Raw genomic sequence first — 16,210 nt, 5'->3', positions numbered from 1 at the left:
TAAAACTTAAAATATATTTGCATCTCAATTATATAAAATGGAAGAACTCAAATTCAGGAACGCCACCCCGGAAGACTTACCTAAAATCGTTGAGATTTATAATTCCACTATTCCGTCGAGAATGGTAACTGCTGATACAGAAGAAGTTTCTGTGGAAAGCAGATTACAGTGGTTTTCAGAACATAACCCTGAAACAAGGCCGCTTTGGATGGTCGAAAATCATGATAATGGTATTGTAGGTTGGGTAAGCTTTTCATCATTTTATGGCAGGCCGGCTTACAATGGAACGGTTGAAATCAGCATTTACATGGATGAAAACTGTCGTGGAAAAGGTTTTGGAAAGAAGGTCCTCCAATATTGTATTGATAATGCAGGAAAATTTGGGGTAAAAACTTTATTAGGATTTATTTTTTTACATAACGAACCAAGCTTGAAACTCTTCAGGCATTTCGGTTTCGAAGATTGGGGCGTTTTTCCTGATGTGGCCGTTCTGGATGGGGTAGAACGGACGCTTGTGATTTTAGGGAAGAAAATTATTTAAGGTGAATTGTGAGCTGTTAATTGTAAATTAAATTTTTCTGTTCAACTTATTTGTAAATTCACGATTGATGTGTAAAACCACCCCGTCAAAAATTCTTTGAATTTTCGCCACCCCTCCAGAGGAGGGAAATTTTGAGTGAGTATCTTTTAATGAAAAAACAAAAAGCGATCCCAAAAGACCGCTTTCATATTATAAATTCTGTTTAATTCTCTTTGCAGACATATTCAAAAATCGTTTGACCAGCATAACCGCCGAGACTGTCAATCCCAATCCTAATGCAATCCACATTCCGAAAGCTCCCATATTTAAGGTTACGCAAAGGAAATAGCCTAGAGGAATAGTGATGATCCAATACGCAATAAACGTATAAATAGAAGGGATTTTAACATCCTGTAAGCCTCTCAGCATTCCTAAAGCTGTCACCTGAATGCCGTCTGAAAGCTGGAAAAGTGCTGCGATGATCATTAATTTTGAAGCTAAGGCAATCACTTCAATTTCTTCTTTTTTAGTAAAAAAAGTTGGAAGGAAATTCCTTCCCAGAATAAAAATAATTCCGCAGATCGTCATAAAAAGAAAGGCAATCTTTAGATTATTGATTCCCACTTTTCTTAATTCTATGAAGTTTCCTTCACCCAGTTTTCTCCCGATCATTACAGTGGAAGCCACACTGAAACCGATACAGAGATTAAAGGTAAAAGAAGCCATACTCAACGCAATCTGGTGAGAAGCAATATCATGGGCAGAAATTAAACCGCAAATAAAAGCTGCCCCTGCAAAAGCGGTCACTTCAAAGAACATTTGTAAAGCTGTAGGAAAACCTAATCTTACCATTTTTTCAAACATTTCTTTCGTGAAAACTTTAATTTTTAACGAAAAATCTTTGATATACTGCTTCGTTTTCTTTTCATTTAAAAGAACAAAGTACAGGAATATCACCATAAAAATTCTGGCAATTAAGCTTGCTAATGCAGAGCCTTTAACGCCCATTTCAGGGAAAATCCAGATTCCTTTAATGAAAATATAATTTAAAGCAATATTAATTACGTTAGCGATAATCGTAGCTTTTGTAACCCCGATGGTGTAAGATAATCCTTCAGAAACTTCACGGAGCGTCTGGAAAGCCATAAACGGAATAATGCTGATGGCCATAATGGTAAGAAAATCCACAGTATCCGGAATAATCTTCGCCGGCTGACCGGAATGATAAATTAAAGGCATCAGTAAAAGCAGAAGTGCCATTAAAATAACACCCACACTCATATTAATAACGAATCCGTGGCTGAAAACTGAATTAATTGTTTTATGATCCCCCTTGGAATGCGCCTCCGAAACCAAAGGCGGGATCGCAAAAGAAAATCCCAGCGCCAGAACGAACATCGAGAAAAATACGGCATTCCCCAATGAAACGGAGGCCAGCGCATCTGCACCCAGCAGTTTCCCCACAATTATATTGTCAAATAAATTCACCGAGACTTGCCCTACCTGCGTCAACATTACAGGGAGAGCCAGTGTCAGGCATTCTTTTGTATAGTTTTTATGTAAAAAGTTCATAATAGTTTATAATTCATATAAGATTGAGTTTGAAATTCATTTCAGAAAATCTTCAAAAAAAAATTTGCAGTACCCTGAGATACTGCAAACTGTATATTTTATATTAAGTAATAATTAAAGAATTATTTCCTCACAAAACTTGCAACATCTTCAGCAGAAACGGTATTTCCACCTAAAATAATTAATCTTTCCACCACATTTCTCAATTCCCTGATATTTCCTGTCCAGGAAAGAGCTTTTAGCGCTTCGATAGCCTTATCATCAAATTTTTTCATGGCAGTACCATGTTCATCGGCGATCATACCTGCAAAATGCTCCACCAGAAGCTTGATGTCTTCTTTTCTTTCATCCAACGGCGGAACATAAATCTCAATAACAGAAAGTCTGTGGTAAAGGTCTTCCCTAAATCTTCCAGCTTCTATTTCCTTCTGCATATTTTTGTTGGTAGCAGCAAGCACTCTTACGTCTACCTTTATTTCTTTATCGCTTCCAACCGGGGAAACTTTGCTTTCCTGCAGTGCACGCAATACTTTTGCCTGTGCAATAAGGCTCATATCGCCAATTTCATCAAGGAAAATAGTACCTCCGTTTGCCTGTTCGAATTTTCCCTGCTTATCTTTAATAGCACCTGTAAAAGAACCTTTTACGTGCCCGAAAAGCTCAGATTCTATTAATTCTGAAGGAATTGCGGCGCAGTTCACTTCCACCATCGGGCCTCTTGCGCGGTCACTCTGGTTATGGATAGCATGGGCAACCAATTCTTTTCCTGCCCCGTTGGGACCTGTAATCAGTACTCTGGCATCAGAAAGCGCCACTTTACCAATCATATCCTGGATTTTCTTCAAACCGGCAGATTCACCGATCATCTGGTATTTTTTGCTTACTTTTTTCTTTAGCGTTTTGTTCTCTGTCTGAAGGTTTTTATTTTCCTTCTTCAATGTTTCTTTAGCTAAAGCATTTTTTACACTGGTAATCAGTCTGTTGATATCAATAGGTTTGGAGATGAAATCATAAGCACCTTCTCGCAGACAAGATACTGCAGAATCAATATCCGCATGTCCTGAGATCATAATAAAGGTGGATTCCGGCTTTAAAGCGAGGCTTTGCTTTAAAAGTTCTGTTCCGGAAAGTTTAGGCATTTTAATATCCGAGATCACAAGAGCGAAATCTTCTTTTTCTACCTGCTTATAACCTTCAAGGCCGTCTTCGGCAATAACAAATTCATAATCGGTAAGTTCATCAGAAAGGATACTGTGGAGTACTCCTGAGATTGCTTTTTCGTCTTCTACAATAAGGATTTTTTGCATAGTTGCAAATTTAGATTTTTTGATTGAATTATTAGCAAAAATTATACCTAAATGATTCTATTTAGAATAATCTCTGCTCCCGAAAATTGCGGATCCTACCCGTACAGAATTGGCTCCGCATTCAATAGCGACAGGAAAATCATCACTCATTCCCATTGATAATGTTTGTAATGGTTTTAGTTGGTTTAACTCATCAAAAAGTCCTTTTAATAATAGAAATTCTTTTCGGACCTGATCTTTATTATCCGTAAAAGTAGCCATACCCATCAGGCCTGTAATTTCAATGTGAGGAAATTCCCCGTTGATATATTGTTGAAATAAGTTCTTCGCTTGAGCAGCTTCCAGTCCGAATTTAGTATCTTCTTCAGCAATTTTTACCTGCAGCAATACTTTAATAGAACGGCTGTATTTGGCTGCTTCCTTATTAATTTCCTTAATTAATTTTTCTGAATCTGCACTTTGAATGGTATCAATGAATTCAGCAATATATTTTACCTTATTGGTCTGTAAATGCCCGATTAAATGCCATTGGATGTCCTTCGGAAGCAGTGGATACTTTTCCACCAGTTCCTGAACTTTATTCTCTCCAAAAACCCTTTGCCCTAAATCATAAACCTCCTGAATTGCTGAAATGGGGTGCGTTTTTGAAACCGCCACCAGCTGAACATTTTCCGGAAGCTGGCCTTTTATAATATAATAGTTTTCTTTAATGCTCATAATTGCAAATTTCTGAATTTAAAATTAAATTCCCACGAATTATACAGATTTCCACAGATTTTTGCATACGTCTTATTTAAGAATTTGCAATGTTAACAGCTGTGAGAATTTGTGTAATTCTTGGGAAAAAAAATTAGTTCAAAACCTCATTAATCCTAGGATAATCCGAGATCTTCCTGAATACAAAACGGTTGCTTTTCTGCAGTTTTTCTATGAAAAGATCCAGCTCGTTTACAGAATCAGCAACAGTTAAATACTGATCATGGGTAAGAAATACGAGATGCCTTGAGGTTTTTTCCAGATCATTGAAGAAAACGCTGTCCACTTTTTTCAGCATTTCGTCGTGATTTCCTTTTAAAACCATTTTATTGGTGGGTTTCCATTCAAGATCCCAGCCTATCACTTTATAGCCGGCTTGTTTAAGCTTGTTTGCCGCTTCTGAGGAAGATTTAAGATCAGTAACACTAATGTTGTTGAGCCTCCAGATATTTCTTCCCGGGGTTCTTGCGATTTTACTGTATAATTTCAAGCTGTCTTTTGCCGTATTAAAATCATTGACTACCGCATCCGGATTCTTATAAAAATCTGTATATTTATTATGAGCATGGGTAAAGCTGTGGTTGGCAAGTTCCAGCAAAGGATCTTTCCTCATAAGCTCAAGATCATTTTTTTGTTTTTTGCTTCCATAGGCGTGCTTCCCAACCAGAAAGGCGGTTGCGCATACATTTCTCTTTTTTAAGATTTTGAGGAGATTTTCTGTACCCTGATTGGGTCCGTCATCAAACGTGAGGTAAATAACTCTTTTATCATCTGTTACGTTCTCATCATCGATTCTGGGGACTTCTTTTGCGACGGGATGGTTTTTTGGAATCAGCTTTTCTGATTCTTTTTTGTCTTGATTTCGGTTACAACCGGCTAATAAAATTGAAGCTGCACTCACCAATGCAAACATCCCAAGAAAAGTCTGGTTTCGAGACTTTTCTGCAAAAGTTTTTCTCATAAAGTTGTTGGAATTTTATTGTTAAAAAAATGTTAAATTTTATACAATAATTTTAGCAAAATCTATGCCGTGCTATTGAGAAATTTGGCTTTTTAATTTTATTTTAATATTATGATTTTTAACAAATCTCAGGGCATAATTGATTTTAAATACAAAGCATTTTTTATAGCGGCATTTCCCCAAGTATTATTAAAAAAGATAAATACTTTCCCTTGAAAATCTTTTATTTTTTCTGCAAGATCATTAAGGAATTTTTCGCTGTACTCTGACTTGTATAGGACAGGTTTTCCGTGGAGCCTGTAGTATAAAATTTCGGGATGGTTGATGATTACGTCTTCAGGAAGATTTCCCGGGAAGCTTACGCCGGAAAAAACAATGCTGTTTTCTTTTAAAATAGAAAAAACTTCATCACGCCACCAGGATTCATGGCGGAATTCAATAACATTCAGAAAATTAAAATCAAGGTTTTTAAGGATTAAATCAAGGTTTTCCGGTGTATTTTTGAAGGAAGGAGGAAACTGATATAAAAACCCTGAAAGCTTTTCTTTTAAATGAGCTTCAACATGATGGCAGAATTCTGAAATTTCTTCTTTACAATCTTTCAATCGTTTTTCATGAGAAATTGTTTTGGGAATTTTAATGAAAAATTTAAAATCATCCGCAGTTTCATCCATCCACTTTAAAAGCGTTTTTGCGGTTGGTTTTCTATAAAATGTAGAATTGATTTCCACAGAATTAAACTCTTTGGAATATAATGTGAGAAAATCTTTGCTTTTGGCATCTTCCGGGTATAAAGATCCCTTCCAGTCGTTATTGTAGAAACCTGAACAGCCGATAAAAAGATTTTCTTTTTTCATGTTTTTTAAGTTTATATTTTCTCCTGCGGATTTAGCCGATTACGCTGATGTTTAAGCATATTTAGTTATAATAAAAAACAGCGTAAATTAAAATTATTTAATATCCAGATCAACCGAATTCAATCGCAGCGAATTCAAAATCACAGACAAAGAACTAAAGCTCATCGCCGCCGCCGCTATCATCGGTGACAAAAGAATTCCAAAAAACGGATACAATAATCCTGCCGCAATCGGTACACCCAGCACATTATAAATGAAAGCAAAAAACAGATTTTCCTTAATATTTTTCAGAAGCTTTTCACTGAGTAATTTTGCTTTTGCAACACCCAGAATATCACCTTTAAGCAAAGTAATTTCAGCACTTTCTATGGCTACGTCCGTTCCTGTTCCCATAGCAATCCCAATATTGGCTTGGGCAAGGGCAGGAGAGTCATTGATCCCGTCACCGGTCATGGCTACAATTTTGCCCTGCTGCTGCAACTTTTTAACTTCATTTAATTTATCTTCAGGATGACAATTGGCCTTGAAATGTTTAATTCCAAGCTCGTCTGCAACGGCTTTTGCAGTGTGTTCATTATCTCCGGTCATCATGATTACATCAATACCTTCACTTAATAACTGCTGCACTGCTTTTTTGGAGCTTTCTTTAATTTTATCCGTAAAACTTATGAAACCTATTACTTCATTTTCCTGGACCACATAGGATGTTGTGTGGGCTTTAGATTGTACTTCAACAGCTTTTTTCTGCAGGCTTTCGGGAATTGAAATCTGGTTTGAGGTCAATAAACTTTCATTTCCAACATAAACTGTTTTTCCATTGATTTTTCCTTTTACTCCTTTCCCTGAAATATTTTCAAACTGTTCCACTTTCTCAGGAGAAACCTGGTTATCTTTTGCCTTTTTAATCACTGCATTTGATAATGGATGCTCTGAGTTTTGGTTTAAAGAATAAGCCAGCTTTAATATCAGATTATTATCATTCTGAAATGTTTCAATATATTCTACAGAAGGTTTTCCTTCAGTTAAAGTTCCTGTTTTGTCGGTAATTAGAACATTTACCTTATTCATTTGTTCAAGAGCTTCGGCGTTTTTAATAAGGATTCCATTTTTTGCTCCTTTACCGATCCCAACCATCAAAGACATAGGCGTTGCAAGCCCTAAAGCACACGGACAGGCCACAATTAAAACCGCCACGGCATTCACAAAAGCGAAGAGTGTTTTTTGACCTTCCGGGCCGAAAAGCTGCCATAAAACAAAGGTAAGAACAGCAATTAGAATAACCGCCGGAACAAATATTTTTGACACTTTATCTGTCAGTTTCTGAATCGGGGCTTTACTTCTGCTGGCTTCATTCACCATTTTTATAATTTGAGAAAGCAGGGTTTCATCACCCACCTTTTCAGCTTTCATAATGAAAACCTGATTACCGTTAATGGTCCCCGAAGAAACTTTGTCATTGATATTTTTTTCAACAGGAATTGGCTCACCAGTAATCATACTTTCATCCACATAAGAATTTCCTTCCGTGATTTTGCCGTCAACAGGGATTTTTTCACCCGGTTTTACTTTCAATAAATCACCGATTTTCACCTGAGAAAGAAGAATTTTTTTCTCTTCACCGTTTATCATCAAATTGGCTTCATCAGGAAAAAGATTCATCAGTTCCCGAATTGCATTTCCTGTTTTTTTATGGGCCGCCGCTTCCATAAGCTGTCCTAAAATCACCAAAGTTAAAATTACACAGACTGCTTCAAAATACAACGGGATTTCATGATTGTGGCCTCGGATTTCATGCGGAATTATATCCGGAAAAACCAATGCTACTATACTGAAAATAAAAGCAGCTGCAACCCCGAGAACAATTAAGCTGAACATATTTAAATTCCACGTTTTAAATGAAATCCAGCCTCTCTTCATTAAAAACCAACCGGAATAAAATAAAACGGGAAGCGTTAAAATAAGCTCAATAATTCCCTGAACCTCGTGTGAAAACGGAAAATTAATAAGCATTCCACCCATCGATAAAATGAAAACAGGAATTGTAAAAGCTAAAGAAATAATGAATTTTCTTTTTAAAACAGTGTATGTTTCATCTTCTTCATCCTCTTTATCTGGCATTCTTACCAAATCCATTCCGCAGATAGGGCAGTCTCCAGGCTCATCACGGATAATTTCGGGATGCATCGGGCATGTGTATTTTGCGGTTTTCTTTTCAGGATATTTCACAAGATCCATTCCGCAGACGGGGCAGCCAACATTACTGTCATACACTTTGTCACCCTCACAAAACATCGGACAATAATATTTCCCGGCCATATCATCAGTAACTTTCGGAGCTTCGTGATGATGATGAGAGTGCTGATGAGAATGGGAAGCCGATTTTTTCACTACAGCTTCTGTAATCTCTTCCAAATGCATGTTGCAAACCGGACAATCTCCTTTTTCATCATAGATTTTATCCGCTTCGCAGAACATCGGGCAGTAGAACTTTCCGATATTATCTTTAAAACTTTCAGGAAGATTTGTGGAAGAATAAGCTGGCTTAAAATTGGGATCTTTTGCCTGCTTTTCCTCAATCGGAACAAGATACATATTGCAGACCGTACATCTTTTTCCCTGCTGAAAATAAACTTTTTCACCTTCGCATTCCATCGGGCAGTAATAAACCGACGATGGAGAAACTTTGTCCTGAGGTTTTATAAATGCATCATCAGGCTTAGTCGGATCTTCTAATTTATAATTTCCTATTTCTTCTAAAGCTTTATTTAAAGTGTGTAATTCAATTTCTTTTTCGGAAATAATAGTTGCCGTGCTATTTTCTAACTGTATATCTGCTTTAATCCCTTCGATACTGTTCAGCTTTTCAGAAATTTTCTTCTGACAGCCGGAACATGTCATCCCGAGGATTTTATATTGTTTTTCCATGATCCTTTTAATTTATACTACAAATTTCCAAAATGCAATTGGAAGCTTGTTATAAATTTAAGGATAATGTTTATAGAATTTTGTTTGCGTTTTTGGGTGAGAGTGTTGGAGTGTGTTAGGGTTTGAGAGCGATGATTAATTTATGATATAATAAAAACTCTATGACACTAAAACCCTCAAACTCTCAAACATAATCAAGTGGTTTTCTATTATGCACCTTTAGCTTCTTAAATTCAGTAGGAGTGAAGCCCGTGCTGTTTCGGAATTGGGATGAAAGATGCTGAACGCTTTTGTAACCCAGCTTTCCGGCTATTTCAGTTAAGGTGAATTCGTTGTACAAAAGCAGTTCTTTTACTTTTTCAATCTTTTGGAGGATGAAAAATTGTTCCAGAGTAAAATTTTCGTTCAGGGAAAACACTTTTGAAAGGGAGCTGTATTCTTTATGAAGCTCTGAACTCAAAAATTCTGACAAAAGAAAGCTTTCTTCAATATCCAGCTCACTTATTTTAATGATTATTAAGCTTTTAATCTTATCAATAAGCTGATGGGCAGAGTCTTTTATGCGTTCAAAACCTGTTTCCAACAAGCGTTTTTCTATAAGATGCAGATCTTTTTCAGAAACTTCAGTGTCGGTTTCGACTTCGCCAAGGTTAATATTTTTAACCTTAACATTAACCTCATTAAAAATACCTTCAACAGCAGAAATACATCTGCCACAGACCATATTTTTTACGAAAATTTTCATAATTGATTTTGATTGCTTAACCTGTCTTTCACAAACTCAACTTTTGTTTTGCCGTGAGGAGCGGGATTTCCTTCTTCATTAAGGTTTACCATAACGATCTTATCTACGGTAATGATGGTCTGGTGCGTCATTTTATTTCTTACTTCACAGGCCAGCGTGATGGATGTAGAACCGAAATTTTTTACTTCAATCCCAATTTCCACAATATCGCCCTGTTTTGCAGAACTTACAAAGTTGATTTCTGAAATGAATTTTGTAACTACCTTCGTATTTTCCAGTTGGATAATTGCATATAAAGCTGCTTCTTCATCTATCCATTGTAATAAACGCCCTCCAAAAAGCGAATGGTTCGGGTTCAAATCTTCCGGCTTTACCCATTTTCTAGTGTGATAGTTCATGCTTTTAATAATTTTCTGAACAAATTTAAGGCTAAAAACCTGTGTGTACAAAAGAAAAAGATATACTTATCAAAAGAGAATTATTTATAATCTCAATTAGTTTCTTTTTGATCGCATGGCTTTCACTTTTTTAATGGAATCATCAGTAAGGAATTCCTGATATTCCTTACTTTCCAAAGGGTAAATCGCTACTTTTCCATCTTCATTATGATGAATTCCGAAACCATATCTTTTGGCCAGCGGCGAAGCCCGCAAACAGGCCTGACCTTTTGAGAAAAACTTTTCTCTTGCTTCCTTTCTTTCACTCTCTGACATATCATTTTTAAAGGCATAACAATCAAAAATAATGTCGTCCGAAGTAAATTGATACGGATTTTTTATAACCTTTTCATATTGCAGATTGGCGAGTGTTTTTTCTTTCTTCTGCGGAGGGATCTGAGCTTCGGAAACAGGGCAGTCATCAGCTGTTTCAATGAATGTATTGCTGTAATTGGTGGTGTGCTGTTTCATGTTTTAAGATTGTAATTTTAAAGATAATATATTCTGTGAAATAAATATTTAGATATCTATTGTAATAATATTATTTATATAAAAATGAATGGTTTTTAGTAAATATTCATGAATATTTAATGAAAAATTAATACTTTTTAACGAAACGAATTTTTAAATGAAAATTTTATTAAAATAATTTCAAAAAACTCTTTGATATGAAATTAATAGTTGTATCTTGCATGGGTCTATATTTGGAATCAATATTTGTTCATTACTTTATGTTGTTTTTCTTTTATAAACCAAATCATTTTTAACATTTTTAATTTTTTTACCCAGATGAACATTTTTGTTTCAAACATCAATTACGCAACTAAAGATTATGAGTTGCAAGATCTATTTTCAGAATTTGGAGAAGTTTCTTCAGTAAAAATCATTACAGACAAAGAAACTGGTCGTTCAAGAGGTTTCGGTTTTATCGAAATGGAAGACGCTGAAGGACAGCAGGCTATTGAAGCTCTTAATCAAAAAGATTTCAACGGAAAAACACTTAACGTTTCAGAAGCTAAGCCTAGAGAGGAGAAGCCAAGAAGAACTTTCAGTAACAACGGCGGCGGAAGAAGCGGCGGCGGAGGTTACGGAGGTGGTAACAGAAGCGGTGGCGGTGGCTACAGCGGTGGTGGAAATAACCGCGGAGGAGGCGGTTACAACGGCGGTGGAAACGGCGGAAAACGTTGGTAAAAAATATAAGCGGCTTTTAGCCGCTTTTTTTATGCAAAAAAATTAATTCACAGTATTTCATTTAATTAGTAACTTTAGGACATAAAGTATGTTTAATTGGCATAGTTTTAGAAATTTTTAACCAGTCAAAAAAATAATTAAAATGAGAAGACATTTATTAGCGTTAATAATGATGTTCAGTGGATTATTATTAAACGCACAAAGCATTTACAATGGCCAGACTCTTCAGCAGAACAGAAAATATTGGTCTGCCAACAGACAATACTATCTTATATTTCAAAACGATGGTAATCTGGTATTCTATAACAGAGGTGGAAGTTCTGTATGGGACTCTAAAACAGCAGGAAGAGGAGTAAGAGCAACTTTTCAGGATGATGGAAATCTTGTAGTATATGCTCCCAGAAACGGAGTGGCTTTCAGCTCACGAACCAACGGAAGAAACGGCAATAAACTAGCTATACAGGACGACGGAAACCTTGTAATTTATAACAATTCTAATCCGATATGGGCATCCAGAAGTGATTCCGGAAATAATAATGACCACGGAAACGGATGGGGATTCAGAAGCGGAACTTTAAAACCCGGCCATAAATTTTACAACGGAAATAAAGTCTATTCCGCCAACCGTAATTATTACTTGGCTTTTCAGGATGACGGAAACCTTGTATTATCAAGAAATAACGGAGAGCCTATTTGGAGCTCAAATACAGATAACAGAGGAAGCAGAGCAGAATTTCAGAATGACGGGAACCTTGTTGTATACGATTCTTATAACAGAGCAATCTGGACTTCAAACACTCCGAACAGAGGGGCTACAAACCTTAATATACAAGATGACGGAAACATCGTGATTTATGAAAATTCTTCACCACTGTGGAGCTCAGGAACTCAAAGATAAAATTCAAAACAGAATTATTAAAAAAAAGCATTACTTTAAGTAGTGCTTTTTTATTTTTCCTGGTTCTTTTTCTTCTTTTTCTTATCCTTCTTTTTATCTTTTTTAGGATTCAAAATTTCATTGGCATATTCAAGTTTAGGCTGCTTGACTTTTGCCGGTTTCAATTCTATTTTTAAATCGAAATATCCCTTTAAATCATCCTGAGAAATAAGCTTTTCATTAAACAAAAAATCCAGAATTTCCTTCCCGGAATTATGGAAAAAATTTTGTGAAAGTTCCTTTAATAAGAATTCCCTGTAATCTTCCATCGGTACCAAAACATTATATTTAAATATCCTCCCTTCCTTTTCTGTAGAAAGGTATCCTTTTTCCACCAATATTTTAAGGTAAGTGGAAACAGTGTTCTGGTGAGGCTTCGGCTCGGGATGCTGCTCCATAATGTCCTTTAAATAAAAGGAATTCAGCTTCCAGAAAAGCCTCATTAAGTTTTCTTCTGCAGACGTAAGATGATTGATTTTCATAATAAATCTAGTGTTGAAATTGTATATTGCAATATAAGTAAATAAAAGATACCACAAAAGCAATCAGCCCTCCGAGCAATACTTCTTTAGGGGTATGCCTTTTTAAAATAATCCTTGTTATCCCTACTACAATGGCTATTCCGAGCCAGATAATTCCCATTTTTACATTCAAAGCAAAAAAAAGAGCGGCCACAAATACATTAAAAGCCGTATGCATAGAGCTTTTGATGAAATAATTGCTGATCTGCAGGGCAAAAAGCAATATCAAAATAAAAAGCATCACAAAATCTACATACCCGTTTTTATAATAATTAAAACCAATGTAAGCGATTACACAAATTGCAATAAAGATATAAAGTGTCTTTCTCTGAACCCGGTTGGAAACATCCATATTTGTGTATCTGCCGGTTTTTACGTTCCAAACCAGCCACACGATTACAGGAATAATTATCATTAATAAAATAGGAAGAAAATAAAGTAAAGATTCTTTTAATGAATACCTCATAATGCTCATAAAAACAAAAAAAATAAACAGAGAAACCAGAGGATTAAAAAAATCGGAGATAATTTTTGATAGTTTATGAATAATTGAAGGCTGTTTTTCTTCCATAATTAAGTTTGATAATGTAAATATAATATTATAAGTAAAAAAACAATTGATCGATATACAATAAAAACAAAGTTTTTTTTATAATTTTGCTCAACTATTTCATAATAAATAAGCAAGAGCTCAACACATGAAAGAATTTTCTAAAGAGGTATACCTGAAGTGGTATGAAGATATGACAATGTGGAGAAGGTTTGAAGACAAATGCCGTTCTCTTTATCTAAAACAAAAAATCAGAGGTTTTTTACATTTGTATAATGGTCAGGAGGCTATTCCTGCCGGTTTTACGCATGCAATGGATTTAACTAAAGATAGTATGATCACTGCTTACAGATGTCACATCCATCCGATGGCGATGGGAGTAGATCCTAAAAGAATCATGGCAGAACTTTGTGGTAAAGCTACAGGTACGTCAGGAGGTATGGGTGGATCTATGCACATTTTCAGCAAAGAACACAGGTTTTATGGAGGTCATGGTATTGTAGGAGGACAAATTCCTTTAGGTGCAGGGATTGCTTTCGCGGATCAGTATTTTGACAGAAAAGCGGTAAATATCTGCTTCTTTGGAGACGGGGCGGCCAGACAGGGTTCATTACATGAAACGTTTAACATGGCTATGAACTGGAAGCTGCCGGTAGTTTTCGTTGTGGAAAATAACCAGTATGCAATGGGTACTTCTGTAAAAAGAACCGCCAACCACGAAGATATTTACAAATTAGGATTAGGATACGAAATGCCTTGCCTTGCCGTAGATGCAATGGATCCTGAAAAAGTAGCTGAAGCTGCCTATGAAGCGATCGAAAGAGCAAGAAGAGGAGACGGACCTACTTTCATTGAAGCCAGAACATACCGTTACAGAGGACACTCTATGTCAGACGCTGAGCCTTACAGATCTAAGGAAGAAGTGGCTGTTCGTAAGAATGACGACCCTATCGAATTAATCAAACAAAGAATTTTAGCGAATAGCTGGGCTACTGAGGAAGAACTGGAAGCTATAGACAACAAATCAAGAGATTTTGTTGAAGAATGTATCGAGTTCATGGAAAATTCTCCATACCCGGATGCAGAAAAAATCTATGAGTATGTGTATGCTCAGGAAGATTATCCGTTCTTAGATAAATTAGAAAACTAATAAACTAATAATAATTTGCTGATACGATGATATGCTGATGTGAATAATTTTTACACGCTTGGTTATCATCACATCATCCACATTAACAAATTAACACATATTAAATTATGGCAGAAGTTATTACAATGCCACGTCTTTCCGATACAATGACGGAAGGTAAGGTGGCAAAATGGCATAAAAAAGTAGGAGATAAAGTAAAAGAAGGAGATATTTTAGCTGAAATTGAAACAGATAAGGCGGTTCAGGATTTCGAATCTGAAATGGAAGGAACTCTTTTATACGTAGGTGTAGAAGAAGGAAATGCAGCTGCTGTAGACTCTGTTTTAGCAATTATCGGTAATGAAAGAGAAGATATTTCAGGATTAACGGGCGGAGCGGCTGCTCCGGCTGCAGGAGGTTCTGAAGAGAAAAAATCCGAAGAAGAATCAAAAACAGAAAATAGTTCTACGAGTGTAGAGCAAACTTCAGCAGAAATCCCTGCAGGAGTAGAAGTGATTACAATGCCAAGACTTTCTGATACAATGACGGAAGGTAAAGTAGCAAAATGGCACAAAAATGTAGGCGATACGGTAAAAGAAGGAGACCTTCTTGCTGAGATAGAAACAGATAAAGCAGTTCAGGATTTCGAATCTGAATTCAATGGAGTATTATTGAAGCAGGGGGTAGAAGAAGGTGGTGCAGCTCCGGTTGATTCTGTATTGGCAATCATCGGGCCTGAAGGAACAGACGTTTCAGGAGTTGGTGCTCCGAAAGCAGCTGCTTCATCATCCGAAAAACCAGCCGAACAAACACCAGAAGCTCCAAAACAAGAATCCAGCAACCAACAACCTGCAACCAGCAATAACGAAAGAGTTGCAATTTCTCCATTAGCTAAGAAAATGGCTCAGGAAAAAGGGGTAGATATTCATGCTGTACAAGGTTCAGGAGAAAACGGAAGAATTGTTAAAAAAGATATTGAAAATTATCAGCCTTCAGCAAAACCGGCGGCTTCAGCTCCGTCTGCAAGCCCTGCTGCGGCACAGGTTGCATTAAGCTTTGTTCAGGGAGAAGATACAGAAACTCCAAACTCACAGGTAAGAAACATCATCGCGAAACGTCTTTCTGAAAGTAAGTTCTCTGCTCCGCACTACTATTTAATGGTAGAAATCAATATGGATAAAGCAATTGAAGCCAGAAAAGAAATCAATTCTTTACCTGATACAAAAATTTCTTTCAATGATATGATCATTAAAGCTACGGCAGTTGCTTTAAGAAAACACCCTCAGGTGAATTCAAGCTGGGCTGGAGACAAGATCATTCACAGAGGAAATATCAACATCGGTGTAGCGGTTGCAATACCTGACGGATTGGTAGTTCCTGTTCTTAAGAATACAGATCAGATGAACTATACGCAGATTTCTGCCGCTGTAAAAGATATGGCTGCAAGAGCGAAGTCTAAAGGGCTTAAAGCCAACGAAATGGAAGGTTCTACTTTCTCTATTTCCAATTTAGGTATGTTCGGAATTGAAACATTTACAAGTATCATCAATCAGCCAAACTCTGCCATCCTTTCAGTAGGTGCAATTATCGAAAAACCGATTGTAAAAGACGGTCAGATCGTAGTCGGAAACATCATGAAGCTTTCATTGGCTTGTGACCACAGAGTGGTAGACGGTGCTACAGGTGCTCAGTTCTTACAGACTTTAAAAACATATTTGGAAAGTCCTTTAACTTTGTTACTGTAATTTTCTAAAGTTTTAAATATCAAAACGCTTCTCAATCTGGGAAGCGTTTTTTTTGAA

The 16,210-nt window shown here is 36.4% G+C and carries 16 protein-coding genes; 5 read left to right on the top strand and 11 right to left on the bottom strand.

What is annotated here, in order from left to right; translation table 11 throughout:
- Nucleotides 1-37 precede the first annotated feature (37 nt).
- On the top strand, nucleotides 38-541 hold the full coding sequence (locus H560_RS0107535) for a GNAT family N-acetyltransferase (RefSeq protein ID WP_027379470.1): 504 nt from the start codon (nucleotides 38-40) through the stop codon (nucleotides 539-541).
- 189 nt (nucleotides 542-730) lie between these two features.
- On the opposite strand, the gene H560_RS0107525 is transcribed toward H560_RS0107535, so the two are convergent.
- From H560_RS0107525 to H560_RS0107485, 9 genes are all read right to left on the bottom strand, one after another.
- Nucleotides 731-2,092 carry an MATE family efflux transporter gene (locus H560_RS0107525; RefSeq protein WP_027379469.1) on the bottom strand — a complete coding sequence of 454 codons (1,362 nt, stop codon included), beginning with the start codon at nucleotides 2,090-2,092 and terminating at the stop codon, nucleotides 731-733.
- A 122-nt stretch (nucleotides 2,093-2,214) separates the two neighbouring features.
- Nucleotides 2,215-3,399, bottom strand: a complete 1,185-nt coding sequence (locus H560_RS0107520; RefSeq protein ID WP_027379468.1) for a sigma-54-dependent transcriptional regulator — start codon at nucleotides 3,397-3,399, stop codon at nucleotides 2,215-2,217.
- Nucleotides 3,400-3,456: 57 nt separating this feature from the next.
- A complete protein-coding gene (locus H560_RS0107515) occupies nucleotides 3,457-4,116 on the bottom strand; it encodes a YggS family pyridoxal phosphate-dependent enzyme (RefSeq protein WP_027379467.1) in 660 nt (219 codons plus the stop codon).
- Between the two features lie 133 nt (nucleotides 4,117-4,249).
- A complete protein-coding gene (locus H560_RS0107510) occupies nucleotides 4,250-5,116 on the bottom strand; it encodes a polysaccharide deacetylase family protein (RefSeq protein WP_027379466.1) in 867 nt (288 codons plus the stop codon).
- Between the two features lie 128 nt (nucleotides 5,117-5,244).
- Nucleotides 5,245-5,973 carry a DUF72 domain-containing protein gene (locus H560_RS0107505; RefSeq protein WP_027379465.1) on the bottom strand — a complete coding sequence of 243 codons (729 nt, stop codon included), beginning with the start codon at nucleotides 5,971-5,973 and terminating at the stop codon, nucleotides 5,245-5,247.
- Between the two features lie 93 nt (nucleotides 5,974-6,066).
- A complete protein-coding gene (locus tag H560_RS0107500; protein ID WP_027379464.1) occupies nucleotides 6,067-8,898 on the bottom strand; it encodes a heavy metal translocating P-type ATPase in 2,832 nt (943 codons plus the stop codon).
- 184 nt (nucleotides 8,899-9,082) lie between these two features.
- Nucleotides 9,083-9,643, bottom strand: coding sequence for a helix-turn-helix domain-containing protein (locus tag H560_RS0107495; RefSeq protein WP_027379463.1), 561 nt, complete (start codon nucleotides 9,641-9,643; stop codon nucleotides 9,083-9,085).
- Nucleotides 9,640-10,041: an acyl-CoA thioesterase gene (locus H560_RS0107490; RefSeq protein ID WP_027379462.1), complete on the bottom strand. Its 402-nt coding sequence runs from the start codon at nucleotides 10,039-10,041 to the stop codon at nucleotides 9,640-9,642. Before H560_RS0107490 ends, H560_RS0107495 begins: the two co-directional genes overlap by 4 nt.
- A 96-nt stretch (nucleotides 10,042-10,137) precedes the next feature.
- Nucleotides 10,138-10,551 (bottom strand): DUF6157 family protein, encoded by a 414-nt coding sequence (locus H560_RS0107485; RefSeq protein ID WP_027379461.1) that lies wholly within the window; start codon nucleotides 10,549-10,551, stop codon nucleotides 10,138-10,140.
- Nucleotides 10,552-10,869: 318 nt separating this feature from the next.
- On the opposite strand from H560_RS0107485, the gene H560_RS0107475 reads away from it, so the two are divergent.
- Together H560_RS0107475 and H560_RS21285 are read left to right on the top strand one after the other, a co-directional pair.
- On the top strand, nucleotides 10,870-11,271 hold the full coding sequence (locus H560_RS0107475; protein ID WP_027379460.1) for an RNA recognition motif domain-containing protein: 402 nt from the start codon (nucleotides 10,870-10,872) through the stop codon (nucleotides 11,269-11,271).
- Nucleotides 11,272-11,413: 142 nt separating this feature from the next.
- Nucleotides 11,414-12,169: a hypothetical protein gene (locus tag H560_RS21285; RefSeq protein WP_081413940.1), complete on the top strand. Its 756-nt coding sequence runs from the start codon at nucleotides 11,414-11,416 to the stop codon at nucleotides 12,167-12,169.
- A 50-nt stretch (nucleotides 12,170-12,219) separates the two neighbouring features.
- Here H560_RS21285 and H560_RS0107465 read toward each other — a convergent pair whose 3' ends face one another.
- Nucleotides 12,220-12,690 carry a BlaI/MecI/CopY family transcriptional regulator gene (locus H560_RS0107465; RefSeq protein ID WP_027379459.1) on the bottom strand — a complete coding sequence of 157 codons (471 nt, stop codon included), beginning with the start codon at nucleotides 12,688-12,690 and terminating at the stop codon, nucleotides 12,220-12,222.
- A gap of 7 nt (nucleotides 12,691-12,697) precedes the next feature.
- A complete protein-coding gene (locus H560_RS0107460) occupies nucleotides 12,698-13,300 on the bottom strand; it encodes a phosphatase PAP2 family protein (protein ID WP_027379458.1) in 603 nt (200 codons plus the stop codon).
- A 127-nt stretch (nucleotides 13,301-13,427) separates the two neighbouring features.
- Between H560_RS0107460 and pdhA the strand changes: the two genes are divergently transcribed.
- Both pdhA and H560_RS0107450 read left to right on the top strand, forming a co-directional pair.
- A complete protein-coding gene (pdhA, locus tag H560_RS0107455) occupies nucleotides 13,428-14,429 on the top strand; it encodes a pyruvate dehydrogenase (acetyl-transferring) E1 component subunit alpha (protein ID WP_027379457.1) in 1,002 nt (333 codons plus the stop codon).
- A 107-nt stretch (nucleotides 14,430-14,536) separates the two neighbouring features.
- Nucleotides 14,537-16,153, top strand: a complete 1,617-nt coding sequence (locus tag H560_RS0107450; protein WP_027379456.1) for a 2-oxo acid dehydrogenase subunit E2 — start codon at nucleotides 14,537-14,539, stop codon at nucleotides 16,151-16,153.
- Nucleotides 16,154-16,210: the final 57 nt, after the last annotated feature.

The sequence above is a fragment of the Chryseobacterium daeguense DSM 19388 genome, assembly GCF_000430825.1.
Taxonomy (GTDB): domain Bacteria; phylum Bacteroidota; class Bacteroidia; order Flavobacteriales; family Weeksellaceae; genus Chryseobacterium; species Chryseobacterium daeguense.
The sequence above is the reverse complement of the archived record's forward strand: the minus strand, read 5'-3'. Positions and strand labels throughout refer to the sequence as shown.